Raw genomic sequence first — 23,748 nt, 5'->3', positions numbered from 1 at the left:
TTCTGCACCGGCAATGCTTAAGCGATGCTGAGGGAGACCCTACCTGTTCCTTACCGGCGGAACGTGAATCGGTCAGTCGGCGCCGGGCTGCCGGTCCGGATGGGCGGCGGCGAAGGCGGGGTGGGCCAAGGCCCGCGCCTCGATCGCCGTCAGGGCGGCGAAGGGCGCCAGGTCCACATTGAACCGCCGTGCCGAATAGAGCTGCGGGATCAGATAGCAGTCCGCCAGGGTCGGGGCGTCGCCGTGCAGCCAGCCCCTGCCCTGCTTCGCCGTCAGGGCGGTCAGGGCCTCGAACCCCGGGACCATCCAGCGTCCGGCCCAGGCGTCGATCTGCGTTTGATCGGCCCCGAAGGTCGTCCGCAGCTCGGTCAGGACGCGCAGATTATTCAGCGGATGGATGTCCGAGGCGATCAGCCCGATCAGCCCCCGCACCTGGGCCCGGCCGATGGCGCTCCCGGGCATCAGCGGCGGCTCGGCATAGGTCTCGTCCAGCCATTCCAGGATGGCCGCGCTCTGGGTCAGGACCACACCGTCCACTTCCAGCGCGGGCACCAGCCCCTGCGGGTTCAGCTTGAGGAAGGCCTCCGACCGCTGCGCCCCGGTGCGCAGGTCGATGTCCTGCTGTTCGTAGGCGACGCCCTTCAGGTTCAGGGCGATGCGCGTCCGGTAGGCGGCGCTGGAACGGAAATAGCCGTGCAGGATCATCGAACCGTGAACCCCAAGGTTTCGAGACCGGCGACGGTCGCCTCGACCACATCGCCCGCGACCAGGGGCCCGACGCCCTCGGGCGTGCCCGTGAAGATCAGGTCGCCGGGCCGGAGCGCCCACAGTTCGCCCGCCTTCCCGACGATCTCGGCGGGGTTCCAGATCATCTCGGCCAGGGTCGACGACTGTTTCGTCTCGCCGTTGACGGTGAGGACGATGGCTCCCTCCGGCTCCGGCAGGGCGCCGAGCGTCAGGGGGCCGCAGGGCGCCGACTGGTCGAATCCCTTGGCCGCATCCCACGGACGGCCCTTCTCCTTCGCCTGGGCCTGCAGGTCCCGCCGCGTCAGATCGACGCCGACGGCCCATCCGACGATGGCCCCACCCTCGCCGATCGCAGCGACCAGCTCGACCTCGTAGTGCAGGTTCGCCGTCGCCGACGGATAGGCCGGGTCGCCGCCGTCCGTAACGATGGCGTCGGCGGGTTTGGAGAAGAAGAAGGGTGCCTGGCGCGTCGGATCGTTGCCCATCTCGCGCGCATGGGCCGCGTAGTTCTGGCCCACGCACAGGATGCGCCGCACCGGAAAACGGCGCGCATCGCCGACGACGGGCAGGGAAACGGTCGGGGCGGGGGGGAACAGGAAAGAGGTCATGGTTGCGGTTGTAGAGCGCTCGCGGGTTTTGAGAAGTGGCTGGCGGCTCGTGACCGGCGGCTGAAACCCTGCCTCCACCCGTCAGCAATCACCCACCACCCGCCACCCTTCTTGCTGCACCGCAAAGGAACCGCCGCCGCAATCTGGCGTTCACCGGCCTGGGCCTGTATCTAGGGCCAAGCTGTCAAAACGGAGCGCGGCACCATGGCGACCACGAAGGCTAGAGAAGACATCAAGAACGACCTGAACACCCTCAAGGAGGATCTCAAGGTCGGCGCCCGCGAGGAGACCGCGCGGCTGAAGGCCAGGGCGGCCGAGACCGAGGCGCGCCTGCGCGAAAAGGCCGCCGAGGCCGACGCCCGCATCCGTGAGCGCGCCGACGAACTGCGCGACCAGGCGCGCGGCTATTACGACCAGGCCCGCGTGCGCGGCCGCGAATATTACGACGACGCCTCGGAGCGTTTCGATGAAGCCCAGCGCTACATCACCGAGCGCGTCCAGGAGCGTCCGGTCCAGTCGACCGCCATCGCCCTGGGTGTCGGCGTCGTGCTCGGCCTGCTGCTGGCGGGTCGTCGCCGCTGATGATCGGCAAGGGGCTGATCAAGAAACTGACGGCGGCCTTCGTGGTCGCCGCCAGCGCCTTCGTGGCGATCGTCGCCCTGGGCGCGACCCTGTATTATGCGCTCGCCCTGGTCCTGCCCGCCCTGGGCGCCGCCGCCATCACGGCCGGGGTCTTCGCCCTGATCGCGATCATCGTGGCCGTCGTCTTCCTCAACGCCGCCGGCGTGATGGATGACGAGGTCGAGGAAGAAGAGCCCGAGGGTCTCGGCGGCCGGGCCTATGCCCTGTTCCGCACGCGTCCGATCCTCGGCACGGTCGCCGCGCTTGCCGGGGGCTGGATCTTCCTTCGCAACCCGGCGCTGGCGACCATGGTCGCGGCGGCCTTCACCGAGAAATCGCACACGCGGTACCGGCGATAGGCGGAACGGCTACGCCTTCTGCACGTTGATCAGACAGGCGGCGTCGAGGTTGGGCGGCGCCTGTCATCAACCCCTTTCAAGGAGGGCCATCCATGATTCGCTGGGCCATTATTTTCCTCGTCGTCGCCCTCGTCGCCGCCGTTCTCGGCTTCGGCGGGATCGCCAACTTCTCGTTCGAAATCGCCAAGTTCGTCGCCGTGATCGCCATCATCCTGTTCGTCATCTCGCTGGTCGCGGGCGGACTTCGGGGACGCGGGACGCGCATATAGCCGGCTGAGGCCAGCACCGTAGACAAGAGCCGCGGCCTTCGGGTCGCGGCTTTTTGTTTGGGCGGCGCTCGCGGCCGGATAGGGCGACATCCCGATCCGCGCCCTTTCAAACCGCCGCCGCCTCCTTCATCCCCGGCACGGCCGGATCAGGCGCGGTCTCCGCATGACGCGTGTCCTGACGGCGCGGCAGCTTCCAGGACTTGCTGCATTCGAACCGGTCGCCGGTCCAGGCGATGGCGTTCACCGTGATCTGGCGCCTGTCCCAGAGGATCTCGTTGAAGCCGGGCGGGGTGCCGCGCTCGCGGTGCGACAGGGTCCCGCAGCCGATGGCGTAGGAACAACGGTCCGACAGGTCGATAGGCAGGGCGAACGGCACATGCACATGGCCCGTGGTGATCAGGTCGACCCCCGCCTCGGCGAAGATCGTCGCCGCCGCCTCGCCGCGCTTGACCTCGCCGGTCATCGGCGCGCCGATCATCTCGATCAGCGGATGGTGACAGGCCAGGATCCTCAGCGCCCCGACCGGCGCCGCGCGCAGGGCCTCGGCCGCGCGTCGGGTCTGGTCCAGGTCGATGACGCCCTTGGACCAGTTGGCCCGCGCCTGCCAGCCGCGCGCGGTGGTGACGCCCCGCACCATGACGGCGTCGGAAACGAACTCTCCGTCATGGGCCGGATGTCCGGTCGCCGTCTCGAACGCCTTCCACGGCCAGAACAGCCGCGCCGCCACGTCCCAGTAGGGCACGTCGTGATTGCCGACGATGACGAAACGCGGCCTCGGCATGGCCTTGATCCAGGCGCCGGCGGCCGCGAACTCGTCCGGATAGCCCTTCTGGGTGATGTCCCCGGTAATCAGGATCAGATCGCTGGGCGCGGCATGGGCATAGTCGAGCGCGGCGGCGCAGGCATGCTTGTGCTCGACTCCGAAATGGACGTCCGAAAACTGGAGAACCCGCCCCATGCTCAAACGCCGTCCGCGGCCGTCCCGGACCCGGAGGACTCGGGCGGAAGCGGCTCGGGGACCAGGGCCTGAAAGGCCTTGGGGATGAAGGTCACCGTCGTATCGTGCGGCAGGAGGGTCGGCTCGCCATCGAGCACCGCCGGAATCCGCGACCTGGCCCGGATGCGGATGCGTCTGGCGGGCTGGGTCATGACCGAGGGATCCTGACGCCAGTCGCTGAACAGGGCGGCGGCCGCCAGCCGGAAGGCCTGGGCCGCATCGGCCGGGTTCATGGCTGCCGCCTCCAGTCCCACGGGCGCGTCCATGGCCTGGGAGATCATCGGGCTGATCAGAACCAGGGCCTCGCTGCGCCGCGACCTGCCGCCATCCAGCTCAACCCGGATCTTGCCCGAGAAGGCGCGGCGCAGGGCGCGTCGGCCATAGGTCCAGGCCAGGCTCAGCTTGCCGGTGCGCATCGCCTCCCGGGCCGGAGCCCACAGGGCGGGCGAGCCGAAGATGCCGGCGCAATAGAAGGCCTGGCCCTCGACCGAGCCGCCCGATACGCACTGCGGCGCGCCGTGCTCGAGCGCGCGGCGCAGGGCGACCTTCCAGTCGGCTGTGCCGTAAAGCGCCTTGGGCAGCATGTTCATCGTCCCGCCCGGCAGCGGGGCGACCAGCGGGCCGTTCGGCCCGGCCCTGGACGCGACCGCCCGCGCCGTGCCGTCGCCGGCCAGGACGAACAGCACGTCCGGCGAGGACGCAATGGCCGTGTTGATCTGGGCGTCCATAGTCTCGCCGACCAGTTCGACGACCTCCGCCTCGCACGGATAGTCGGCCAGGATCGCCTCGACCTCGGCTGCCGCGCGCGGGCCCACCGAACCGGACAGCGGATTGACCAGCACCACCACCCGGGTGATCGCCACATGAGCGGTCAGACTGCGCGGCCCGGAACCGAAGTCCTGGGCCGCGTCGTCGGGCGTCGAGATTTCGACGTCAGGCAGTGTCGTATCGGTCATTCGCCCCGAACGCGTCGTTTCGCCGGGCGTTCCGGCGAAGCTTCACTATTGCGTCTGGAGTTTCTCGGCCGTGGTCGCCGCGCCGGCTTCCAGAGCGTCGCCGGTCTTCTCTGCGGCCGCGCCCGCCTTGTCGGCGGCGACCTCGGCGGCCTCGGGGGCCTGACCGATCAGTTTCCTGCCCTGGTCGACGCCGGCGGTGATCCAGCCGTCCATCATCGCCCCGCCCTCGGCCAGCGACTGCTCCTTGACGCCCAGCACTGCGGTCAGAACGCCGAACAGCGCCAGCAGGGTGACGATCAGGCCCACGAACCCGCCTCCGCCACCGCCTCGCCGTTTCGAGCGGGCCCACACAGGGCTGGCCTGGTCGTCGTCCGCCATACGGACCGGTTCAGGAAAACGCATCATAAATAACCCCCTCGGACTGCCGTGACGCGGACCACGCCCCTCGCGCGCCCGCACTGCAGTCATATGTCATCGTTAACCGGGAGCATAGGCGCGGAACCTCTGCCATAATCCAGCGTTCTCGCTCCCGGGGCGAAACATCAGGAATGAAGGACCATCCAATGAACAAGGCAATTCTCGCGATCGGCGCCGCAGGTCTGCTGGCCACGGCCTGCGCCAGCGACCCGTACGGCAACAGCAGCAGCAACCAGACCGTCCGTCAGGGTGCCATCGGCGCCGGCATCGGCGCAGTGGCCGGCGCCATCATCGGCAACAACGTCGGTTCGGGTAACGCCGCGACCGGCGCTCTTATCGGCGGCCTCGCCGGCGGCGCTGTCGGCGCTGTCCGCGGCTCGCAAGCCGACCGCAACGCCCAGCAGCGCTACCGCGATAACCGCGGAAATTACTACTACTGCTACGACAACCGCCAGGACGAGTGCTACTGGGAAAACGGTCAGCGTCGCTACTAGGATACTGAACCGCAAGGTTTTTCGGGGCGGCTCGTCGACGGCGGGCCGCCCTTTCCGTGACAGAATTCAGGGAGGCGGCGACATGACGATGAAATCGACGATTCTGGCGGCCAGTTTGGCGGCGATGGCGCTGGCGGGGTGTTCAACCCTGCGGACGCCCAGCCGTGACGAGCTGGTGACCGAGCCCTCGGCCTGCGCCGCCAAACGGTTCGACATCTATTTCGCCGAGGACCAGGCGAGCCTGACGCCGGCCGCGCGGACGGCGATCGGCCTGACCGCGACCCAACTTCAGGGCTGCGAGATCAAGACCGTCCGGGTGCTGGGCCTGGCGTCGTCTACGGGCAGCGCCGACGCCAATCAGGCCCTGTCCGAGCAACGCGCCCTCGCGGTGGCCGAGGCCCTGACCGCCGCCGGATGGCCGACGCCCGCTTTTGAGCTCACGGCTGCAGGCGATCAGGGTGCCACGACGTCCTCAGGCGTGGCCGAACCCCTGCGCCGCCGCACCGAAGTTCTGGTCGAGGCCACGCCTCGCTAAGGATCGTGCCGTCCGTGCTCGACGACGCCCAGCGCGTCGGCGAGCCGGACCCTGGCCGATCCGCGCGGCAGCGGTTTCTGCTGGCTCTCATGCGGCGCCCAGCCGGCCAGGTTGACGATCTCGAACGTCGCCGGGATGCGGCCATCGGCCTCGCCATATCGTTCTGAATAGAGGGCCGCCGCCCGGGCGATGATCGGCCGGGTCAGGGGCCGGACCGCGCCCGCCAGCACATTGGTCTCGCCCATGGCGCGCAGGTCGCGGATCAGGGCGAACAGGTCCGGATAGCGGACCGTCAACCGATCCACGTCCGCCACCGGCAGGGCGAACCCGGCCCGCTGCAGCAGGCCGGCCCCGTCGAAGCCGTCGGCGAAGGGCGACACCCGCGCCTGGGCCCCGCCACGTTCGGCCAGCTCCGCCTCGGTCAGCACGCCGCGCAGCTCCTTCAGCGTCCCCGCGCCCAGCAGCGTCCCCAGAAACAGCCCGTCCGGCTTCAGCGTCCGCCGGATCTGGCTCAGCGCGCCGGGCAGGTCGTTGGCCCAGTGCAGGGTCATCAAGGACACGATCAGATCAGCCGACCCCGGCTCGATGTCCGGGGTCCTGGCGCCCGGTCCGGCGCGATCCGTCCGATCCCCGACCGCGCGCGGCGATCCGACCCGGCCAGCGGCATCGCTCCCGGCCAGAGCCTGGGCGAACGGTCCCGGGTGCGCAGACAGGTCGACGGCGACCGGAAACTCCCGCAAGGTCGCCTCGAGACTGAGAACGGCGTTCTCGGCGGCGCGGTGATGCAGGAAGTCGGCGTCGGCGAAACGGCGCTCCGACCGCGCCAGCCGGGCCGCCCGCCGCGCGGCGTCGAAGATCAGGGGAGGGCCCGGTTCGGTCATGGCTGTTGAGGATGGGGGCTGGAGCGAGCGTTGGGAAGACGGCCGGTCGCGGATCGGTCGAAGGCTGACGTCTTTCGGCCGGGGCCTGGCCGACCTGATCCTGCCGCCCATGGCCCATGACAGCCGCGAAGCGACGGCCGCCGCCGGCCTGACCGCCGGCGCCTGGAGCCGGGTGATCTTTCTGGAAGACCCCGTCTGCGACGGTTGCGGGGCGGCGTTCGAATATGACGGCGGCGATTTCGCCTCGGATCGCTGCGCCGCCTGTCTGGCCCAGCCCTATGTTTTCGCCCGGGCCCGCGCCGCCTGCGTCTACGACACGGCCTCGCGCGGCCTGATCCTGAAGTTCAAGCATGGCGATCAGCAGCAGTTCGCATCTTTGTTCGCCCGCTGGATGGGCCGGGCCGCCGCGCCTCTCATCGAGGACTGCGACGCCGTCGTGCCTGTGCCGCTGCATCGCTCGCGCCTGCTGGCCCGGCGTTTCAACCAGGCCGCCGAGATCGCGCGGCCGATCGCCCGGGCGGCGAACCGCGACTATCTGCCCGAGGCCCTGATCCGCGCCCGCGCCACCGAAACCCAGGGCGGACGCAGCCTGCGCGGCCGCAAGCTGAATGTGAAATCGGCCTTCGCCGTGTCCGAAGCTGCGGCGCGACAGGTACGCGGGCGGCGCATCCTGCTGGTCGACGACGTCCTGACCACAGGGGCGACGGCCGAGGCCTGCGCCCGCGCGCTTCTCGAGGCCGGCGCCCGCGCCGTGGACCTGGCCGTCATCGCGAGGGTGCGAACGGCGCGGGAACTGCCTAGATAGGGGAACGGTTCGATCCGTACGCCTTGCACCGTGCACGGTCGATCACACTGATTTTTCGGAGCTGCCGCCTTGGCCGACGTCGTCCTCTACACCAAACCCGGTTGCCCCTACTGCATGGCGGCCATGGGCCTGCTGGCGCGCAAAGGCGTCGATTTCACCGAGATCGTGGCCTCCAACGACCCGAAGAAGAAGGCCGAGATGATCCAGAAGTCGGGCGGCAAGGCCACCTTCCCCCAGATCTTCGTCGATGGAAAACACATCGGCGGCTCCGACGACATGCACGCCCTGGACCGGCGCGGCCAGCTCGACGCGCTTCTGGCCGCCTGATGTCTTCGGGCCTGCCCATCGCTCTGATCCAGACCCGCACCCCGGGGACGCAGGCTGCGGCGCTGGCCCATGTCGAGCCCCTGATCCGGCAAGCGGCGGCACAAGGCGCGAAATTCATTCTGACGCCCGAGGGGTCGAACCTGCTGGAACAGCGCAAGGACCGCCGCGGTCTCGCCATCGTCAGCGAACGGCAGGACGCCGTCGTCCTGGGCCTGCGCCATCTGGCGGCGGAGCTGGACGTCTGGATCCTGATGGGCTCAGCCATCGTCAAGTCGGAGCAGGCCGGAGACGACCGGGCCGCCAACCGCTCGCTGCTGATCGACGCCGGCGGCGGCATCGTTGCCCGCTACGACAAGCTGCACGTGTTCGACGTCGACCTGCCGAATGGCGAAAGTTACCGCGAGAGCTCGACGATCCGGCCCGGCGACGGCGCGGTCGTGGCCGATACGCCCTGGGGCCGTCTGGGCCTGACGGTCTGCTACGACATTCGCTTCCCGCATCTGTTCCGCCAGCTGGCCAAGGCCGGCGCCGGCATGATCTCGGTTCCGGCCGCCTTCACCGTCCCGACCGGCGAGGCCCACTGGGAGACCCTGCTGCGCGCCCGCGCCATCGAGACCGGCGCCTTCGTCCTGGCCCCGGCCCAGGGCGGGACGCACGAGGACGGCCGCAGGACCTGGGGCCGCTCGACCGTCGTCGGTCCCTGGGGCGAGGTGATCGCCAGACTGGATCACGACGAACCGGGCGTACTGCACGCAAGGCTGGACGTCTCGGCCGTCGAGAAGGCCCGCTCTTCCGTGCCCGCCCTGCGTCACGACCGGGAGTTCACCGCTCCATGATCCGTTACGCCCTCGTCTGCGATCACGCCCACCCGTTCGAAGCCTGGTTCGGGTCGTCCGACGCCTATGACGATCAGGCGGTGCGCGGCCTCGTCGAATGCCCGTTCTGCGGCTCCCACGCCGTGTCGAAACAGATCATGGCGCCGGCCGTCGCGGGCACGAAGACTCGCGGCGCCGATCCCGACATGACGGCCCGGGTCCAGACGATGATGATGCAGGCCGCCCGCGAGGTGCGCAGCCACGTCGAGCAGAATTTTGACTATGTCGGGGATACGTTCGCCCGCGAAGCCCGCGCCATCCACGAGGGCGCCGCCGAGAAGCGCGAGATCTACGGCGAAGCCACGCCTGCCGAGGTCAGGGCGCTGAAGGAGGACGGCGTCCCCTGCGCCGCCCTGCCGCCGGCCCCGATCGATCCGGGCAAGGCGAACTGAGGTCCCTTCCCTCCGTGCATCCCGGCCCCCGGGTCTGGCTACGCCAGCCCGAGGCTAAACTCCGGCCCGGGTTCCAGATCACGGACTCGGGCAGGTTGGACGACGTACCGGCTCCCCCCCTGAAACGCGTCATTCCATCTGGACCCCGGCCTTCGCCGGGGTGCACGGTGAACAGGATTGGGGGATCGCCGTTTGAACATCGAAGAACGCTACGCCGAGTTCCCGCCGCCGCCGTCCCTGGCCCCCTGGGTCAAGGTGATCTGGACCTACGCCAATCCCGAACCGTCGGACACCGTCCAGCGGATCGCCCCCGACGGCTGTCCCGAACTGATCCTCGACATCGGCGCCCCCTATGAGGAGGAGGGGCCGGACGGGGTCTGGCGCCTGCAGCCGTCCGCCCTGTTCGCCGGCCAGATGACACGGCCCATCGCCATACGCCCGGTCGGCGCGGTCGAACTGGTCGCCGTCCGCTTCCACCCCGACGGCGCCCGCGACTGGCTGGGCGCCCCGCTGAGCACGGCGACCGACGGGCGGCTGGACATGGTCGACCGGCTCAGAGGCGTCCGGCCGCCCGCCGGCGATCCGGAGGCCCAGACGAAGGCCATGACCGACCGGCTGGAGGCGCTGCGGCTTCAACAGGGCTGGACCGTCGATCCGGTCGTCCGCGCCGAAGTTGAGGCGATGATGGACGATGCGCCCGCCGCCGTGCGCCCCCCCGGGGACCAGCGCGCGATGCAGCGCCGCTTTCTCGACCGGGTCGGTGTCTCGCCCCGGATGCTGCGCTCCGTGCTGCGGTTCCGGCGGGTGTTCGACCATGCGCTGGAGCCGACGCCCGAGGCGGGCGGCTGGCTGGAGGCCGGTCTGGGCGCGGGTTATTTCGACCAGCCGCAGATGGCCCGCGACTTCCGCCGCTTCCTCGGCTGCACGGCGACGGAATGGGCGCGCGAACAGGTCGAACTGGCCCGCGCCATCGCGTCGCAAACCTACAAGCCCGGCGCGCCGCACCTGGCCTAGGCTTGACCCGTCGCCGCACGACGCGGCCGCCTGGAGGACGCCGATGACTATCCTGACCGCCCTGTTCGCCGCTGCAGCGCTGCAGACCGCGCCGGCCCGGCCCGATCTGGCCTGGATGGCCGGTTACTGGCTGGACTGTTCGCAAGGGCGCGAGGCATCGGAGACCTGGACCGACCCGCGCGGCAGCGTCCTGATCGGCGCGGCGGTCACGGTGGCCTCGGGCGAGACGTCGTTCGAGTATGCGCGGGTGGCCCCGATCGACGGCGTCATGGCCTATGTCGCCCAGCCCGGCGGCGCGGCGGCGACCGCCTTTCCAGTGCTCGCGGCCTCGGCCTCGCGAGTGGTGTTCCAGAACCTCGACAACGACTTTCCCCAGCGCGTCATCTATCAGCGGACGGGCGACGTCCTGACGGCCCGGATCGAGGGACGGATGGGCGACCGCGACCAGGCGATGGACTGGCGATTCGACAAGGCCGAGCTGAATACGAGATGTCCCACCCCGTGACGACTGCAACCGGCTGGCGGCCGATGACCGAAGCCGACCTCGATCGCGTCGCCGGGATCGCCGTCATCGGTTTTCCCAACCATTTCGAGGGCCGGGACTGTTTCGAGAACCGGCTCGCCCTCAACCCGGCGGGCTGTTTCGTGCTCCAGACGCCGGGCGGGCTGGAGGGCTATCTGGTCGCCTATCCGTGGACGAGGGACGCAGCGCCGACGCTCAACACCCTGATCGAGGCGATTCCAGCGGACGCCTCGATCCTCTATCTGCACGACCTCGTCCTGACGCCCGCGATGCGGGGGCAGGGCTGGTCGAGGCCGGCGGTGGCCGCTGTGGTCGATCTGGCCAGGGCGAGCGGCCGGACGACGATCGCCCTGGTCGCGGTCAACGACGCCGTCGACTTCTGGCGCGGACACGGGTTCGACGTGCGCGAGACGCCGGAGATGGCGGCCAAACTGACCAGCTACGGCTCCGACGCCCGCTATATGACGAGAGCGGGCTAGCTGCGGGTCCAGCCCTTCCCGGCCATGCAGACGACGAAGGCGTCGCGGCTCTCGGTGCGGTCGTCGCACTCCTCGCGGGCGGCGTCGAACGGCTGGGCGTTGTTGCCGTGCCAGGAGTCGTCGCCGTCGGCGTCGATCACGGTGATGCAGCCCGAGGTCATCAGGGCGGCGGAGACGGTGGCGAGAATCAGCAGGCGTTTCATGGCGGAGGCTCCATTGCGATGGCTCCTCGTTGCCACCGCGCGCGGCCAGAATCCCGTTACAAGTCTGACAGCTGGATGAAATCTCCGTAAGCTTTGCGGTCAGTCCCGCGTGGCCAGCATCATGTAGTTGACGTCGGCCCCGGCGCTCTCGCTCCAGCGGTCGCTGAGCGGCGAATAGTTCAGGCCGAAGGGACCGGTCACCGCCACCGGCTCGGCCGACAGCATCGACCGGATCTCGTCCGGCTTGAGGAATTGACGCCAGTCGTGCGTGCCCGCAGGCACCCAGCGCAGGATGTATTCGGCCGCGATCTTGCCCAGCGCCAGCGACTTCAGCGTCCGGTTCAGAGTGGCGACGACCAGGATCCCGCCGGGCGCGATCAGCCGCGAACAGGCCCGGATGAAGGCCTCCGGGTCGGCCACATGCTCGATGATTTCCAGCACCAGAACGACGTCGAACGGCCCCGCGCCTTCCGCTTCGACCTGCTCCACCGTCGCGGCGCGATAGGCGATGTCGAGACCCTGTTCGGCCGCATGGGCCCGGGCCGTGCCGATGTTCTCGGACGAGGCGTCGACGGCGGTGACGGCAAACCCCATTCGCCGCATCGGCTCGGCGATCAGGCCGCCGCCGCAGCCGATGTCGATCAGGCTCAGGCCCTCGAACGGCGCGCGCGTCCGGGGGGCGCGCCCGAACCGTTCGGCCACCCGGTCGCGGATGAAGGCCAGCCGCGCCGGGTTGAACCGGTGCAGGGGGGCGAACGGGCCGCTCGCGTCCCACCATTCCGCCGCCTGGGCCGAGAACCGGGCCACGTCGGCGGGATCGATGCTGGCGCCTTCTGCGATATCGGCAAAACCCTGCCCCGTTTGGGGTTTGCGCATCGTCGACGGGTCGGTAGAAGCGGCCATGAACGCAAGGGTGAACCCCTTTTGCGGCTTTCTGGCAAGACGGGGACGAACGCCACGATGACGCGGCCGACCAACACACGACTGGTGATGAAGTTCGGCGGCACGTCGATGGGCGACCTCGAGCGTATTCGTCGCGCCGCCCGGATCATCGCCGCCGAGGTCAAGGCCGGCCATTCGGTCGCCGTCGTCGTCTCCGCCATGGCGGGCAAGACCAACGAACTGGTGGCCTGGACCGACGGCGCGGGAAGCGCCGCCGCCGGCCTGCCCCTGTCGGACGATGAGTACGACGTCGTCGTCGCCTCGGGCGAACAGGTGACCTCGGGTCTTTTGGCCATCACCCTGCGCAACATGGGCCTGAACGCGCGCAGCTGGATGGGCTGGCAGATTCCGATCCTCACCGACGAGGATCACGCCCGCGCCCGCATCGTCGACGTGCCGGGCGAGAAACTGGGCGCGGCGCTGGACGCCGGAGAGATCGCGGTCATCCCGGGCTTCCAGGGCGTGTCGCCGACCGGCCGGATCACCACCCTGGGCCGGGGCGGATCGGACACCTCGGCCGTGGCCGTCGCCGCCGCTCTGGGCTGCGCCTGCGACATCTATACGGACGTGGACGGGGTCTATACGACCGACCCGCGCATCGAGAGCCGGGCCCGTCGGCTCCAGAAGGTCTCCTACGAGGAGATGCTGGAAATGGCGTCGCTCGGGGCCAAGGTGCTCCAGACCCGCTCGGTCGAACTGGCCATGGGCATGCAGGTGCCGGTGCGCGTGCTGTCCAGCTTCATCGAACCCGACGAAAACGGCGTGTTGCCCGCCAAGTCCGGCACCCTGATCTGCGACGAGGAGGAAATCGTGGAAAAACGCATCGTGTCCGGCGTGACCATGAGCCGCGACGAGGCCCGTATCACCCTGCTGGGTCTCGGCGATCGGGTCGACGCCCCCGCCGACGTCTTCACCCGCCTGGCCGAGGCCAGCGTCAACGTGGACATGATCGTTCAGTCCCAGGCCCGCACCGAGGGGGCGGTCAACCTGACCTTCACCACCGGCCGCCGCGATGCCGCCCGCGCCGCCGACCTGATGCGCGCGGCCCAGAAGGACATCGGGTTCGAGGAAATCCGCGTCGACGAGGACGTGGCCAAGGTCTCGGTCGTCGGCGTCGGCATGCGCAGTCACGCGGGTGTCGCCCAGACCATGTTCAAGGCCCTGGCGGACAAGGGCGTGAAGTTCCAGGCCATCTCGACCTCGGAAATCAAGATCAGCGTCCTGATCGACGCCGCCTATGCCGAGCTGGCCGTTCGCGCCCTGCATTCGGCCTATGGGCTGGAAGCGGTATAGTATCGGCTGAACCCGTCCCCATCCCGGGGGCGGACAGGGAGACCGGATGGCCATAGCGGGCGGAGCGATGACCAGGGGACCGCGCGTCCTCCTGCGCCAGATCCGCGAGGCGATGGCCGATGGCGGCCCCGCCCAGGGCCGTCTGGACGTCGTCGTCACCACCATCGCCCAGTCGATGGTGGCCGAGGTCTGCTCCATCTATCTGCGCCGGGCCTCGGGCGAGCTTGAACTGTTCGCCACCCACGGCCTGAACCGCGACGCCGTCCACGCCACCCGCCTGAAGCCCGGCGAGGGTCTGGTCGGCGAGGTGGCGCGCCTGGCCCAGCCGATCAGCCTGTCGGACGCGCCGAGCCACCCCAGCTTCTCCTACCGGCCGGAGACGGGCGAGGATCCCTATCACGCCTTCCTGGGCGCCCCCTTGCTGCGCGGGGGCAGGGCCATCGGCGTCCTGGTCGTCCAGAACCGGGCCGAGCGCCGCTACGATCCCGACGAGGTCGAGGACATCCAGACCATCGCCATGGTCCTGGCCGAGACCGTGGCTTCGGGCGAACTGCTGGCCCAGGAGGAGCTGCGTGACATCGAGGTCGCGCCCCACCGACCCGAACGCATCAAGGGCCAACGGTTCGCCGAAGGTCTGGCCTTCGGCCGCGTGGTCCTGCACGAGGCGCCCCTGCCGCCGGAACGACTGCTGGCCGAGAACCAGCAGGTCGAGGAAATCCGCCTGCGCGAGGGGCTGACGGTCCTCAAAAACTCCATCGACGCCCTGCTCGACGGCGGACAGGGCAAGCTGTCCGGCCAGTCGTTCGAGGTGCTGGAAACCTACCGCATGTTCGCCGACGACCGGGGCTGGAACCGGTCTCTTGAGGAGGCGGTCCGGGGCGGATTGACCGCCGAGGCGGCCGTCGACCGGGTGCGCAATGAACACCGCGCCCGCTTCGCCCAGGCCCGCGATCCCTATATCAAGGAACGGCTGCACGACTTCGAGGACCTGGCCAACCGGCTGCTGCGGGTGCTGGCCGGAGACAATCCGGGCCAGCGCGAACTGCCCGACGACGCCATCCTGGTGGCGCGCAACCTCGGTCCGGCCGACCTGCTGGAGTATCCACGTCACAAGCTGAAGGGCCTGCTGATTGAGGAGGGCTCGGCGGCCAGCCACGCCGCCATCGTCGCGCGCGCCCTCCAGATTCCCTGCGTCGGCCGTCTGCAGGGCGTGCGCGACCGGCTGAGCGAGGGCGACCTCGTCATCGTCGACGGAGAGACCGGCGAGGCGTATCTGCGACCCCGTCCCGACATGCTGGAATCGATCCAGTCGCGCATGGCCGTGCGCGAACAGCGGCAGGCCGAATTCGCCAAGCTGCGCGACGTCCCGGCCGTGACCGTCGATGGAACCCGTATCACCCTGCTGACCAACGCGGGCCTCGCCGTCGACCTGGAGAACCTGGACGAGACCGGCGCCGAGGGCATCGGCCTGTTCCGAACCGAGTTCCAGTTCATGGTGTCGGAGGAACTGCCGCGCCTGAACTCCCAGACGGCCCTGTACAAACTGGTGCTCGACGCGGCCGGTGACCGGCCCGTCACCTTCCGCACCCTCGACATCGGCGGCGACAAGGTCCTGCCCTATATGGAGACCACCGAGCGGGAGGAGAATCCCGCCCTGGGACGGCGCGCCATCCGCCTGGGTCTCGACCGCCCGTCCCTGCTGCGTCTCCAGCTGCGCGCGCTTCTGGCCGCGGGGGCCGGGCGGGAGCTGCGCGTCATGTTCCCGATGATCGCCACGGTGGACGAATTCCGCGCCGCCCGGGAACTGGTCGATGTGGAATGCCAATGGGCCCGGCGTCGCGGTCGGCCCCTGCCCGCGACCCTGCGCGTCGGGGCGATGATCGAGTGCCCAAGCCTGCTCTGGCACCTGGACGCCCTGCTGCCGATGACCGATTTCGTCTCGGTCGGCTCCAACGACCTGTTCCAGTACATGTACGCCGCCGACCGGACCAATCCCCTGGTCTCGGATCGGTACGACGCCCTGTCGCCGCCGGCCCTGCGCGCCCTGCAATCGATCCAGAAGGCCTGCACCGAGACCGGCACGCCCGTTTCGGTCTGCGGCGAGCTGGCCGGCCGGCCGCTGGAAGCCTTCGCCCTGATCTGCCTCGGCTTCACCCGCCTGTCGGCCCCGGCGGGCGGCATCGGACCGGTCAAACGGATGATCCTGACGACCGATCTGACAGCGGCGAAGCGCGGCATGAACAACCTGCTCGGATCCTCGGCCGGATCGATCCGCAGCGAAATCGAAAGCCTGGCCCGGAAGTTGAACGTCGGTTTGTGATCCGTCCCGTCCGGGGACGGATTCAAGCTTAACAAGGCGTTGAACCGGCGGCTGAAATGGGTTATCCACAGGACGATATGCGTGGGCCTCCGGGGGGAGGCGGGATCCGTCATGCCAACGTGGTAAGCGGGCCCTGGTCGAGTACGGCGCGGCTGGAATTCCCGGTCGGGCCGAGTGTGGGGCGAAGCGTCATGGCGCTGGATACGGGGAATGTCCCCGATGAATTTCGGGCTCATCCGGACTGGAAGGACCCTGTGCCCTCCATCACCGACGCGGCGACTCTGGGCGACGGCCTGCGCAGGGCGCGCGAACTCTCCGGCAAGTCCATGGCCGAACTTTCCGCCGACACCCGGGTGCACCAGCGCTATCTGAACGCGCTCGAGGAAAACAACATCTCCGGCCTGCCGTCGCGCGTCTTCGCCATCGGCTATGTGCGCGCCTATGCCGGCGCCCTGGGCCTCGACGAGCAGCTGGCGGTCGAACGCTACAAACGCGAGACGCCGGACGCCTCGGTGCCGCTGCAGGCGCCGGCCGGCGTCGCCTTCGAGGAGGTGCGTCGCTATTCGCCGCGCATCGTCGGCGGCATCCTGATCGTGGTCGTGGCCGTCATCGGCTGGAACGTGTTCCAGCGCGTCAGCCTGATCCGCGCGCCCCAGCCCTCCGACATCGCCGAGGTTCCCGAAAGCTGGAGCCTCGGAGACGTTCCGGGCCAGAGCGGCCTGCGCGTCGGCGCGCCCCAACCGGCTCCGGCCGACCAGACCACGCCTGTCCTCTACATCACGCCCGGCCTGGAGGCGCAGTTGACCGGCGTCGATCCGTCCGACACCGCCGCCGTCGCGGCGGCTGGGGTGGCGAACGCCCCGCCCGTCCAGGCCGCCTTCAACCCGCGCGGCGCTGTCTACGGCGCCTCGGCCACCGCATCCCAGGTCGTGCTCCAGGCCCGCAAGACCGGCGCCCTGATCGTCAAACTGTCTGACGGCAGTGTCCTGTTCGCCCGCCAGCTCGCAGCCGGAGAGGCCTGGCGCGCTCCGATCGGCCTGTCCGGGACCATCGACGTTTCCGATCCCACCGCCTTCGACGTCTATCTGAACGGAGAGCATGGAGGGGCCCTGACCGCCGCACTGACGCCGCTCAGCCAGTTGAACACCCGCGCCGCCGCCCTCGCCCGCCAGACTGCGGCCCAGGTCCAGGCCCAAGCCCTCGCCGCCCAGGCCGCAGCAGCCCGCGCGGCGGCCTCGACCCAGCAGGCGGCCGTGGTTCAGACCGTATCGACCGGACAACAGACCCTGGCGCGCTGATATCTCCCTCCCCCTCGGGGGAGGGTCGTCGCGCAGCGACGGGGTGGGGACGGCCGGTAACCCGGAGACAGGCCTGTGGGGTCTCGCCTTACCGCCCCCACCCGGTCTCCGCTGCGCTCCGACCACCCTCCCCGAACGGGGAGGGAGAAGTCAGACCCTGAAGCCGTCATGGCCTTGTCTCCGCTCCGCGCCTATATTGACCCCCTCATGAGCGACCATTCCCACATCCGTCCCTGGCGCCACATCGAGCGCCGGAAGTCTCGCCAAATCATGGTGGGCAATGTGCCGGTCGGCGGCGACGCCCCGATCAGCGTCCAGTCGATGACCAACACCCTGACCTCGGACGCCAATGCGACCATCGGTCAGATCCGCGAGCTGGAAGAGGCCGGGGCCGATATCGTCCGCGTCTCCTGCCCCGACGAGGCCTCGACGGCCGCCTTCCGCACCATCGCCCGTGAGGCCAAGGTCCCGCTCGTCGCCGACATTCACTTCCATTACAAACGCGGCATCGAGGCGGCCGAGGCCGGCGCCGCCTGTCTGCGCATCAATCCGGGCAATATCGGCAATGCCAGCCGCGTCCGCGACGTCATCCAGGCGGCCAAGGACCACGGCTGCTCCATGCGCATCGGCGTCAACGCCGGCTCGCTGGAGAAGGAGCTGCTGGAGAAATACGGCGAGCCCTGCCCCGAGGCCATGGTCGAATCGGCCCTGAACCACGCCCGCATCCTTCAGGACCACGACTTCCACGAGTTCAAGATCTCGGTGAAGGCCTCTGACCCCTTCCTGACCGTCGCCGCCTACCAGCAGCTGGCCGAGGCCATCGACTGCCCCCTGCACCTCGGCGTCACCGAGGCCGGCCCGCTGCGCTCGGGCACGATCAAGTCGGCCATCGGCATGGGCAATATGCTCTGGGCCGGGATCGGCGACACCATCCGGGTCTCCCTGGCCGCCGATCCGGTCGAGGAGATCAAGGTCGGGTTCGACATCCTGAAGTCGCTCGGCCTGCGCCACCGGGGCGTCAACATCATCGCCTGCCCGTCGTGCGCGCGCCAGGGCTTCAACGTCATCGAGACGGTCGGCCTTCTGGAAGAGAAGCTGGCTCATGTGACCACGCCCATGTCGCTGTCGATCATCGGCTGCGTCGTCAACGGCCCGGGCGAGGCGCTCTACACCGACGTGGGCTTCACCGGCGGCGGCGCCGGCTCGGGCATGGTCTACCTGAACGGCAAGATGGCCCACAAACTGGCCAATGGCGGGATGATCGACCACATCGTCGAGCTGGTGGAGGCCCGCGCGGCCGAACTGGACGCCGCCCGCACCGCCGCCCTCGAAGCCGCCGAGTGACGATGAAGCTCTACATCGCCACCCTCGACGCCTGATCCGGCCTCAGGCCAGCACGCCCGCCAGCTGCAATCCCTGGACGCCGGCCAGCAGCACCAGCACGATCCCGACTCCATAGGCGAGAACCCGCCGCGGCACGCGTTTGGCGATGAGGCCGGCGAAGGGCGCCGCCGCCAGCCCGCCGACCACCAGTCCGGCCACGGCCGAGGCATGGTTGGTCAGGGCGTCCGCATCCTTCCAGTGTCCGGTCACCAGGGCCCAGACGAAGGTCGCCGAGATGGCCACGGTCAGAAAGAATTCGGCGGTGTTGACCGTGCCGATGGCGCGGCGCGGCTCCTGACCGGCCCCCACGAGGGTCGAGGACACCGTCGGGCCCCAGCCGCCGCCGCCGATGGCGTCCAGAAAGCCGCCGATCAGCCCCAGCGGAGCCGTCACCCATGAGCGTATGCGGCGCGGGCGGATATCATGCCCGGCGCGCCACAGGATGTAGACCCCCATCAGCGCCAGATAGGCGACCACGAATGGCTTGATGACCCTGCCGTCGATGCCGGCCAGCACATAGGCGCCCAGACAGCCGCCGATCACCCCGGCGATCGCAAGCGGCGTCAGCAGCCGCCAGTCCACATTGCGATGCCAGATATGGCTGCCGGCCGAGGCGGCGGTGGTGAAGACCTCGGCCCCGTGCACGCTGGCCGAAGCCGTCGCGGGCGGCACGCCAAAGGCCAGAAGCACCGACGAGGAGATCACTCCATAGGCCATGCCGAGGGCGCCATCGACCGCCTGGGCGACCAGGCCGACCAGCAGAAACAGCAGAAACGTGTCCATTCGGCCCCTGGAAGCTGGCGATCGTGCGCACCGGGAAGCATCACCGGTACGGCCTTAACCGATTTTACCCGATCGGGTTGCCTGGCCGCATACCGTCACACGGACTTGTCAGCGGAGACGCTCCGCCGCGCCGCCGGCGCCTGGCGCCGGCCCGCAAGGAAATGAGGGCTCAGTTCGCCTTCGGCGTCGCCACTGTGCGGCCGAGGTCGTTGGCGAGGCTGCGCCAGACCTGGATGGGGTCGTCGAGCTGCTGCGGGCCCGCGCCCGCGCTGAGGAGGACGTCATACTGGGCCACGGCCTGGGGGTCGGCGCCTTCGGTCTCGGGCGCGGCGTAGAAGGCCTTCACGAAGCGGCGGTCGCCGTTCCAGCGCGAGACGATGTCCGGCGTGGCGTCGGCTCCGGAGAAGACGGCCGTGAACTGCACGTCCGGGCAGGCGCCGTCGGTGCAGGAATACAGGGTCATGACCCAGCGCATCTGGCCGTCATCGACGCGCAGATAGACCCGGTCGGCATTCGTCTGGGGCGGGGCGACGGTCAGGCCGGCGGCGGTGAGCCGGCCGGTTATCTCCGCCACCGTCAGGCCGCTCCAGCGGGCCGGGGCTGACTGGGTCGCGGGCGCAGCGGGCGCTTCCTGGGCGAGGGCCGGGGCGGTGGTGACGGCGAGGAGGGCGGCGGCGGCGGCGGCGGCGAGGGATTTCATGGGCATGTTCCGTTGAGAGGGCGAGCCTAGAGGCCTTTGCGGCGAACGGAAGGCCGGCAAGGGGTTCAGTCCGTGTGCTCGGCCCGTTCCAGCCAGGACTGCGACGACATCTCGTTCAGACGGGACACTGTGCGTTCGAACTCGAAGGCGCCGTCGCCGGTCGGATAGAGGCCTTCGGGGGCGCCGGCCGCCAGGGCGACCAGGCGTGTCTTCGCCTCATACAGGGCGTCGATCAGGGTGACGAAGCGGCGGGCGGCCTGTCGATTGTCGGGTGTCAGCAGCGGCACGCCGTCGAGGAACAGGGTATGGAACCGCCCGGCGATGGCCAGATAGTCCTGTGGCCCCAGGGGGTGTTCGCACAGCTCGGCGAAGGTGGCGCGGGCAAGACCGCCGGCGGTGCGCTGGATGACCACGTCGCGGCCCAGAACGGCCAGATGCGCCGGGCATTCGGGCATGTCGCCCTTCAGGTCGGTCCACAGCTGTTCGAAGCCCTCGCGCCGGGCGCCGGCCTCGCCCCCCTGCTGCCTTCCAGGGTCATACCAGACGCGGGAGGCCTTGATCCGGTCGAGCCGCCAGTCCCGCGCGCCCGAGAGCGCGACGACCTGACAGCGCTCCCTGATGCGTTCGATGAAGGGGACGAACAGGGGCCGGTTGATACCGTCCTTGTAGAGCTGATCCGGGGCGCGGTTGGAGGTGATGCAGACCACGACCTTCCTCTCGAACAGGGCGTCGAACAGCCGGCCGAGGATCATGGCGTCGGCGATGTCGGTGACCTGGAGTTCGTCGAAGCAGAGCAGGCGCGCCTCCGAGGCGATCAGGGCGGCGACCGGGGCTATGGGGTCATCGCCCCTGTGCGTGCCGAAGACGGCCTGGCGCGCCTTCTGGTCGCCCGTACGCCACTGGCGGATCAGGTCGTGGACCCGGGCCATGAAGGCGTGGAAATGGGCGCGGGTCTTTCGCGGCTCGGGCGCACTGGCGAAGAACAGGTCCATCAGGATGGACTTGCCGCGCCCCGGAGGCCCCCAGAGATAGAGGCCGCGCACCTCGGGCAGGCCGCCGAAGACGCCGCGCTTGCCGAGGTCCTTTTCCAGCCGGGTCAGGGCCGCGATCGCGGATTGCTGCGCCGGATCGGCGGTCAGCAGCCCCGACTTCAGGCGATCGGCATAAGCGCGGGCGATGTGTGACGGCATGGAACTGGGCCTTAACCGGCCCGCCTTCGGCTGAAAAGCGGTTGCTTCGCAGGCGCGAACGCCTAAATGCGGAACCCCGAGATTTGCTTATCTCGGACTCCCCAACTTTCGCGCTCAAGCAGCGAGCCACCGCGTGGCGAGCGTTAGCGCGTCCGAAGGACTACGCTTATGGGATATGTTGTCGCTATCGTGGGCGCCACCGGCAATGTCGGGCGCGAAATGCTGACCATCCTCGAGGAACTGGAGTTCCCCGTCGACGAGATGCACGCGGTCGCCTCGCGAAAATCCAAGGGGATGGATGTCGCCTGGGGCGACAAGACCATCAAATGCCAGGACATCGAGAGCTTCGATTTCTCGAAGGTCGACATCGTCCTGATGTCGGCGGGCGGGGACGTGTCGCGCGCCTGGTCCGAGAAGATCGGCAAGCTGGGCCCGATGGTGATCGACAACTCGTCGGCCTTCCGCAAGGACCCGGACGTGCCCCTGATCGTGCCCGAGGTGAACCCGGACGCGATCAAGCTGGCGGGCAGGAAGAACATCATCGCCAACCCGAACTGCTCGACCGCCCAGCTGGTGGTGGCGCTGAAGCCGCTGCATGACGCGGCCAGGGCGAAGCGGGTCGTCGTCTCGACCTATCAATCCGTGTCGGGCGCCGGCAAGGAAGGCATGGACGAGCTGTGGAACCAGACCAAGGCCATCTATGGCCTGGGCGATGCCAAGCCGAAGAAATTCCCCAAGCAGATCGCCTTCAACGTCATCCCCTACATCGGCTCGTTCAACGAGGACGGCTACACCGACGAAGAGCAGAAGATGTCGGACGAGACCCACAAGATGCTGGACCCGAACATCAAGCTGACGGTCACCTGCGTCCGCGTACCGGTCTTCGTCGGCCACTCCGAGGCCGTGACGGTCGAGTTCGAAAAGCCGATCAGCCCCGACGAGGCGCGCGCCATCCTGCGCGAGGCGCCGGGCGTGCAGGTGATCGATAAGCAGGAGCACGACGGCTATATCACCCCCGTCGACGCCGCCGGCGAGCACGCCGTCTATGTCTCGCGCATCCGCAAGGACCACACGGTCGAGAACGGCCTGGTCTTCTGGGTGGTGTCCGACAACCTGCGCAAGGGCGCGGCCCTGAACGCCGTCCAGATCGCCCAGCTGCTGGACGAGACGGGCACGATCAAGCCGAAGAGCGGGTATCGCACCCTGACGGTCTAGCGATCCCTCTCCCGGAGGGAGAGGGCTTGAGCGCACGGCGGCGATAGCCGTCGTTCTGGCGCGAAAGGGTGAGGGGTTATGCCCTCACCGGTTCGCACCGTAACCCCTCACCCTTTCGGCTGGCGCCTCGCTGCGCTCTGCGAGCCTCAAGCCCTCTCCCTCCGGGAGAGGGGAAGGATAGAGAATGACGTCGTCCTCTCCCCCCACCCCGACACGCGCCGCCTTCCTGTCGGCGGTGGGTTGCTATGTCATGTGGGGGTTCATGCCCCTGCTGTTCATGGGCCAGGCGGCCCTGGGCTTTTCCGCGCCGGAAATCCTGTCGCACCGCGCCCTCTGGTCTGTTCTGTTCGCCGGCGGGCTGGTGCTGCTGGCCGGTCAGTCGAAACAGGTCCGGGCCGTGCTGGGGCAGCCGAAGACGCTCGCCTGGCTGGCGCTGGCGACCGTGCTGATCGCGGTGAACTGGGGCATCTACGTCTGGGCCACGACCCACCATGCGACGCTGGAAGCCAGCCTCGGCTACTACATCAACCCCCTGCTCAACATGATCGTGGGGCTGTGGCTGTTCCGCGAAAAGATCGACAAATGGGGCTGGGTCGCCATCGGCCTGGCGGCCGTGGGGGTTCTGTTCCAGGCCCTGGCGCTGGGGCGGCCGCCGTGGATATCCATCGCCCTCGCGCTCAGTTTCGGCGCCTATGGGGTGATCAAGAAACGCATCCCGGTGGACGCCCAGACGGGGCTGTTCATCGAATGCCTGTTGCTGCTCCCGTTCGGTCTGATGTTCGTGATCTGGCTGCAGACGCAGGGGCTGGGCCACGGGTTCGCGACATGGGAGGGCTTCGGCTGGGCCCTGCTGAACGGGCCGGCGACCGTGTTCCCCCTCGTGCTGTTCGCCTGGGCGGCCCGGCGGATGCCCCTGTCGACCATGGGTTTCATCCAGTTCCTGGCGCCGACGATGCAGTTCGGCATCGGGCTGGCGGCCGGCGAACTGTTCACGCCGCTCCGGGCCGTATCCTTCGCCTTCATCTGGCTGGGCGCCGGGGTGTTCGCGGCGGCGGCCCTGTTGCGGGCGCAGGCGGCCAGGCGGGCGATGGCGGAGACCGCGCAACCGGTCTAGCCTCCAGT

29 protein-coding genes are annotated in these 23,748 nt (G+C 69.1%); 18 read left to right on the top strand and 11 right to left on the bottom strand.

Going from position 1 to position 23,748, the window contains the following annotated elements:
* Positions 1–72: 72 nt before the first annotated feature.
* The gene (gene maiA / locus ACP7AB_RS04415; protein WP_425990152.1) at positions 73–705 is read right to left on the bottom strand and encodes a maleylacetoacetate isomerase; all 633 of its coding nucleotides are present in this window, start codon (positions 703–705) and stop codon (positions 73–75) included.
* Positions 702–1,355: a fumarylacetoacetate hydrolase family protein gene (locus ACP7AB_RS04410; protein WP_425990154.1), complete on the bottom strand. Its 654-nt coding sequence runs from the start codon at positions 1,353–1,355 to the stop codon at positions 702–704. Before ACP7AB_RS04410 ends, maiA begins: the two co-directional genes overlap by 4 nt.
* Positions 1,356–1,559: 204 nt before the next feature.
* Between ACP7AB_RS04410 and ACP7AB_RS04405 the strand changes: the two genes are divergently transcribed.
* From ACP7AB_RS04405 to ACP7AB_RS04395, 3 genes are all read left to right on the top strand, one after another.
* Positions 1,560–1,937, top strand: a complete 378-nt coding sequence (locus tag ACP7AB_RS04405) for a glycine zipper domain-containing protein (RefSeq protein WP_425990156.1) — start codon at positions 1,560–1,562, stop codon at positions 1,935–1,937.
* Positions 1,937–2,335, top strand: a complete 399-nt coding sequence (locus tag ACP7AB_RS04400; RefSeq protein ID WP_425990158.1) for a hypothetical protein — start codon at positions 1,937–1,939, stop codon at positions 2,333–2,335. Before ACP7AB_RS04405 ends, ACP7AB_RS04400 begins: the two co-directional genes overlap by 1 nt.
* Before the next feature lie 92 nt (positions 2,336–2,427).
* Positions 2,428–2,604 (top strand): DUF1328 domain-containing protein, encoded by a 177-nt coding sequence (locus ACP7AB_RS04395; protein WP_309628863.1) that lies wholly within the window; start codon positions 2,428–2,430, stop codon positions 2,602–2,604.
* Between the two features lie 106 nt (positions 2,605–2,710).
* On the opposite strand, the gene ACP7AB_RS04390 is transcribed toward ACP7AB_RS04395, so the two are convergent.
* From ACP7AB_RS04390 to ACP7AB_RS04380, 3 genes are read right to left on the bottom strand one after another with little or no spacing between them, the layout of a single operon-like run.
* The gene (locus ACP7AB_RS04390) at positions 2,711–3,562 is read right to left on the bottom strand and encodes a metallophosphoesterase family protein (RefSeq protein ID WP_425990160.1); all 852 of its coding nucleotides are present in this window, start codon (positions 3,560–3,562) and stop codon (positions 2,711–2,713) included.
* A gap of 2 nt (positions 3,563–3,564) precedes the next feature.
* Entirely contained in the window at positions 3,565–4,557 is a 993-nt protein-coding gene (locus tag ACP7AB_RS04385) for a diacylglycerol/lipid kinase family protein (protein ID WP_425990162.1), read from the bottom strand.
* Between the two features lie 45 nt (positions 4,558–4,602).
* Entirely contained in the window at positions 4,603–4,959 is a 357-nt protein-coding gene (locus ACP7AB_RS04380) for a hypothetical protein (protein ID WP_425990163.1), read from the bottom strand.
* Positions 4,960–5,120: 161 nt separating this feature from the next.
* Between ACP7AB_RS04380 and ACP7AB_RS04375 the strand changes: the two genes are divergently transcribed.
* Positions 5,121–5,468, top strand: coding sequence for a YMGG-like glycine zipper-containing protein (locus tag ACP7AB_RS04375; protein WP_303694679.1), 348 nt, complete (start codon positions 5,121–5,123; stop codon positions 5,466–5,468).
* Positions 5,469–5,550: 82 nt separating this feature from the next.
* The gene (locus tag ACP7AB_RS04370; RefSeq protein WP_425990165.1) at positions 5,551–6,003 is read left to right on the top strand and encodes an OmpA family protein; all 453 of its coding nucleotides are present in this window, start codon (positions 5,551–5,553) and stop codon (positions 6,001–6,003) included.
* Here ACP7AB_RS04370 and ACP7AB_RS04365 read toward each other — a convergent pair.
* Positions 6,000–6,884: a methyltransferase domain-containing protein gene (locus tag ACP7AB_RS04365; RefSeq protein WP_425990167.1), complete on the bottom strand. Its 885-nt coding sequence runs from the start codon at positions 6,882–6,884 to the stop codon at positions 6,000–6,002. The genes ACP7AB_RS04370 and ACP7AB_RS04365 overlap by 4 nt on opposite strands.
* Here ACP7AB_RS04365 and ACP7AB_RS04360 point away from each other — a divergent pair.
* The 7 genes from ACP7AB_RS04360 to ACP7AB_RS04330 all read left to right on the top strand — a co-directional run bounded on the left by ACP7AB_RS04360 (position 6,883) and on the right by ACP7AB_RS04330 (position 11,299).
* Entirely contained in the window at positions 6,883–7,689 is an 807-nt protein-coding gene (locus tag ACP7AB_RS04360) for a ComF family protein (RefSeq protein ID WP_425990169.1), read from the top strand. The two genes, ACP7AB_RS04365 and ACP7AB_RS04360, sit on opposite strands and share 2 nt — an antisense overlap.
* 69 nt (positions 7,690–7,758) lie before the next feature.
* Positions 7,759–8,016 (top strand): glutaredoxin 3, encoded by a 258-nt coding sequence (grxC, locus tag ACP7AB_RS04355; RefSeq protein WP_425990171.1) that lies wholly within the window; start codon positions 7,759–7,761, stop codon positions 8,014–8,016.
* Entirely contained in the window at positions 8,016–8,852 is an 837-nt protein-coding gene (locus tag ACP7AB_RS04350) for a carbon-nitrogen hydrolase family protein (protein ID WP_425990173.1), read from the top strand. The genes grxC and ACP7AB_RS04350 overlap by 1 nt, the downstream gene beginning before the upstream one ends.
* Complete coding sequence (locus tag ACP7AB_RS04345; RefSeq protein WP_425990175.1) at positions 8,849–9,283, top strand: DUF1178 family protein; 435 nt, start codon at positions 8,849–8,851, stop codon at positions 9,281–9,283. The genes ACP7AB_RS04350 and ACP7AB_RS04345 overlap by 4 nt, the downstream gene beginning before the upstream one ends.
* A 192-nt stretch (positions 9,284–9,475) precedes the next feature.
* Positions 9,476–10,297: an AraC family transcriptional regulator gene (locus ACP7AB_RS04340; protein ID WP_425990177.1), complete on the top strand. Its 822-nt coding sequence runs from the start codon at positions 9,476–9,478 to the stop codon at positions 10,295–10,297.
* A gap of 43 nt (positions 10,298–10,340) precedes the next feature.
* Positions 10,341–10,802 (top strand): DUF6265 family protein, encoded by a 462-nt coding sequence (locus ACP7AB_RS04335; RefSeq protein ID WP_425990179.1) that lies wholly within the window; start codon positions 10,341–10,343, stop codon positions 10,800–10,802.
* Positions 10,799–11,299: a GNAT family N-acetyltransferase gene (locus ACP7AB_RS04330; RefSeq protein ID WP_425990181.1), complete on the top strand. Its 501-nt coding sequence runs from the start codon at positions 10,799–10,801 to the stop codon at positions 11,297–11,299. The genes ACP7AB_RS04335 and ACP7AB_RS04330 overlap by 4 nt, the downstream gene beginning before the upstream one ends.
* On the opposite strand, the gene ACP7AB_RS04325 is transcribed toward ACP7AB_RS04330, so the two are convergent.
* Both ACP7AB_RS04325 and ubiG read right to left on the bottom strand, forming a co-directional pair.
* A complete protein-coding gene (locus ACP7AB_RS04325) occupies positions 11,296–11,502 on the bottom strand; it encodes a hypothetical protein (RefSeq protein ID WP_425990183.1) in 207 nt (68 codons plus the stop codon). The two genes, ACP7AB_RS04330 and ACP7AB_RS04325, sit on opposite strands and share 4 nt — an antisense overlap.
* Before the next feature lie 99 nt (positions 11,503–11,601).
* On the bottom strand, positions 11,602–12,378 hold the full coding sequence (gene ubiG / locus ACP7AB_RS04320) for a bifunctional 2-polyprenyl-6-hydroxyphenol methylase/3-demethylubiquinol 3-O-methyltransferase UbiG (RefSeq protein ID WP_425990184.1): 777 nt from the start codon (positions 12,376–12,378) through the stop codon (positions 11,602–11,604).
* A gap of 84 nt (positions 12,379–12,462) precedes the next feature.
* On the opposite strand from ubiG, the gene ACP7AB_RS04315 reads away from it, so the two are divergent.
* The 4 genes from ACP7AB_RS04315 (at position 12,463) to ispG (ending at position 18,699) form a co-directional block, all read left to right on the top strand.
* Positions 12,463–13,737, top strand: coding sequence for an aspartate kinase (locus ACP7AB_RS04315; protein WP_425990186.1), 1,275 nt, complete (start codon positions 12,463–12,465; stop codon positions 13,735–13,737).
* Positions 13,738–13,783: 46 nt separating this feature from the next.
* A complete protein-coding gene (ptsP, locus tag ACP7AB_RS04310; RefSeq protein WP_425990188.1) occupies positions 13,784–16,057 on the top strand; it encodes a phosphoenolpyruvate--protein phosphotransferase in 2,274 nt (757 codons plus the stop codon).
* Between the two features lie 254 nt (positions 16,058–16,311).
* The gene (locus ACP7AB_RS04305; RefSeq protein WP_425990190.1) at positions 16,312–17,355 is read left to right on the top strand and encodes a helix-turn-helix domain-containing protein; all 1,044 of its coding nucleotides are present in this window, start codon (positions 16,312–16,314) and stop codon (positions 17,353–17,355) included.
* A gap of 168 nt (positions 17,356–17,523) precedes the next feature.
* Entirely contained in the window at positions 17,524–18,699 is a 1,176-nt protein-coding gene (ispG, locus tag ACP7AB_RS04300; protein ID WP_425990192.1) for a flavodoxin-dependent (E)-4-hydroxy-3-methylbut-2-enyl-diphosphate synthase, read from the top strand.
* Between the two features lie 42 nt (positions 18,700–18,741).
* On the opposite strand, the gene ACP7AB_RS04295 is transcribed toward ispG, so the two are convergent.
* The 3 genes from ACP7AB_RS04295 to zapE form a co-directional block, all read right to left on the bottom strand.
* Entirely contained in the window at positions 18,742–19,521 is a 780-nt protein-coding gene (locus ACP7AB_RS04295) for a sulfite exporter TauE/SafE family protein (RefSeq protein ID WP_425990193.1), read from the bottom strand.
* A 169-nt stretch (positions 19,522–19,690) separates the two neighbouring features.
* Entirely contained in the window at positions 19,691–20,221 is a 531-nt protein-coding gene (locus ACP7AB_RS04290) for a YbjN domain-containing protein (protein WP_425990195.1), read from the bottom strand.
* A 65-nt stretch (positions 20,222–20,286) separates the two neighbouring features.
* Positions 20,287–21,411: a cell division protein ZapE gene (gene zapE, locus ACP7AB_RS04285; RefSeq protein WP_425990197.1), complete on the bottom strand. Its 1,125-nt coding sequence runs from the start codon at positions 21,409–21,411 to the stop codon at positions 20,287–20,289.
* 168 nt (positions 21,412–21,579) lie between these two features.
* Here zapE and ACP7AB_RS04280 point away from each other — a divergent pair, with 168 nt between their 5' ends.
* Both ACP7AB_RS04280 and rarD read left to right on the top strand, forming a co-directional pair.
* Positions 21,580–22,626, top strand: a complete 1,047-nt coding sequence (locus tag ACP7AB_RS04280; protein WP_425990199.1) for an aspartate-semialdehyde dehydrogenase — start codon at positions 21,580–21,582, stop codon at positions 22,624–22,626.
* 184 nt (positions 22,627–22,810) lie between these two features.
* Positions 22,811–23,740, top strand: a complete 930-nt coding sequence (gene rarD / locus ACP7AB_RS04275; RefSeq protein WP_425990201.1) for an EamA family transporter RarD — start codon at positions 22,811–22,813, stop codon at positions 23,738–23,740.
* Positions 23,741–23,748: the final 8 nt, after the last annotated feature.

Origin of the sequence: Brevundimonas sp. TWP3-1-2b1, assembly GCF_049896165.1 — a bacterium.
GTDB lineage: Bacteria > Pseudomonadota > Alphaproteobacteria > Caulobacterales > Caulobacteraceae > Brevundimonas > Brevundimonas subvibrioides_B.
This window is presented reverse-complemented; position numbering and strand designations above follow the sequence as displayed.

Excerpts from the sequence above, each read along its gene's own strand:
- ubiG (WP_425990184.1), bottom strand. The coding sequence starts at position 12,378 with ATGCGCAAACCCCAAACGGGGCAGGGTTTTGCCGATATCGCAGAAGGC.
- ACP7AB_RS04390 (WP_425990160.1), bottom strand. The coding sequence starts at position 3,562 with ATGGGGCGGGTTCTCCAGTTTTCGGACGTCCATTTCGGAGTCGAGCAC.
- ACP7AB_RS04385 (WP_425990162.1), bottom strand. The coding sequence starts at position 4,557 with ATGACCGATACGACACTGCCTGACGTCGAAATCTCGACGCCCGACGAC.
- ACP7AB_RS04410 (WP_425990154.1), bottom strand. The coding sequence starts at position 1,355 with ATGACCTCTTTCCTGTTCCCCCCCGCCCCGACCGTTTCCCTGCCCGTC.
- ACP7AB_RS04380 (WP_425990163.1), bottom strand. The coding sequence starts at position 4,959 with ATGCGTTTTCCTGAACCGGTCCGTATGGCGGACGACGACCAGGCCAGC.
- ptsP (WP_425990188.1), top strand. The coding sequence starts at position 13,784 with ATGGCCATAGCGGGCGGAGCGATGACCAGGGGACCGCGCGTCCTCCTG.
- ispG (WP_425990192.1), top strand. The coding sequence starts at position 17,524 with ATGGCCTTGTCTCCGCTCCGCGCCTATATTGACCCCCTCATGAGCGAC.
- ACP7AB_RS04345 (WP_425990175.1), top strand. The coding sequence starts at position 8,849 with ATGATCCGTTACGCCCTCGTCTGCGATCACGCCCACCCGTTCGAAGCC.
- ACP7AB_RS04295 (WP_425990193.1), bottom strand. The coding sequence starts at position 19,521 with ATGGACACGTTTCTGCTGTTTCTGCTGGTCGGCCTGGTCGCCCAGGCG.
- ACP7AB_RS04395 (WP_309628863.1), top strand. The coding sequence starts at position 2,428 with ATGATTCGCTGGGCCATTATTTTCCTCGTCGTCGCCCTCGTCGCCGCC.
- ACP7AB_RS04405 (WP_425990156.1), top strand. The coding sequence starts at position 1,560 with ATGGCGACCACGAAGGCTAGAGAAGACATCAAGAACGACCTGAACACC.
- rarD (WP_425990201.1), top strand. The coding sequence starts at position 22,811 with ATGACGTCGTCCTCTCCCCCCACCCCGACACGCGCCGCCTTCCTGTCG.
- maiA (WP_425990152.1), bottom strand. The coding sequence starts at position 705 with ATGATCCTGCACGGCTATTTCCGTTCCAGCGCCGCCTACCGGACGCGC.
- ACP7AB_RS04335 (WP_425990179.1), top strand. The coding sequence starts at position 10,341 with ATGACTATCCTGACCGCCCTGTTCGCCGCTGCAGCGCTGCAGACCGCG.
- ACP7AB_RS04350 (WP_425990173.1), top strand. The coding sequence starts at position 8,016 with ATGTCTTCGGGCCTGCCCATCGCTCTGATCCAGACCCGCACCCCGGGG.
- ACP7AB_RS04370 (WP_425990165.1), top strand. The coding sequence starts at position 5,551 with ATGACGATGAAATCGACGATTCTGGCGGCCAGTTTGGCGGCGATGGCG.
- ACP7AB_RS04325 (WP_425990183.1), bottom strand. The coding sequence starts at position 11,502 with ATGAAACGCCTGCTGATTCTCGCCACCGTCTCCGCCGCCCTGATGACC.
- zapE (WP_425990197.1), bottom strand. The coding sequence starts at position 21,411 with ATGCCGTCACACATCGCCCGCGCTTATGCCGATCGCCTGAAGTCGGGG.
- ACP7AB_RS04360 (WP_425990169.1), top strand. The coding sequence starts at position 6,883 with ATGGCTGTTGAGGATGGGGGCTGGAGCGAGCGTTGGGAAGACGGCCGG.
- ACP7AB_RS04280 (WP_425990199.1), top strand. The coding sequence starts at position 21,580 with ATGGGATATGTTGTCGCTATCGTGGGCGCCACCGGCAATGTCGGGCGC.
- ACP7AB_RS04400 (WP_425990158.1), top strand. The coding sequence starts at position 1,937 with ATGATCGGCAAGGGGCTGATCAAGAAACTGACGGCGGCCTTCGTGGTC.
- ACP7AB_RS04290 (WP_425990195.1), bottom strand. The coding sequence starts at position 20,221 with ATGAAATCCCTCGCCGCCGCCGCCGCCGCCGCCCTCCTCGCCGTCACC.
- ACP7AB_RS04315 (WP_425990186.1), top strand. The coding sequence starts at position 12,463 with ATGACGCGGCCGACCAACACACGACTGGTGATGAAGTTCGGCGGCACG.
- ACP7AB_RS04365 (WP_425990167.1), bottom strand. The coding sequence starts at position 6,884 with ATGACCGAACCGGGCCCTCCCCTGATCTTCGACGCCGCGCGGCGGGCG.
- ACP7AB_RS04375 (WP_303694679.1), top strand. The coding sequence starts at position 5,121 with ATGAACAAGGCAATTCTCGCGATCGGCGCCGCAGGTCTGCTGGCCACG.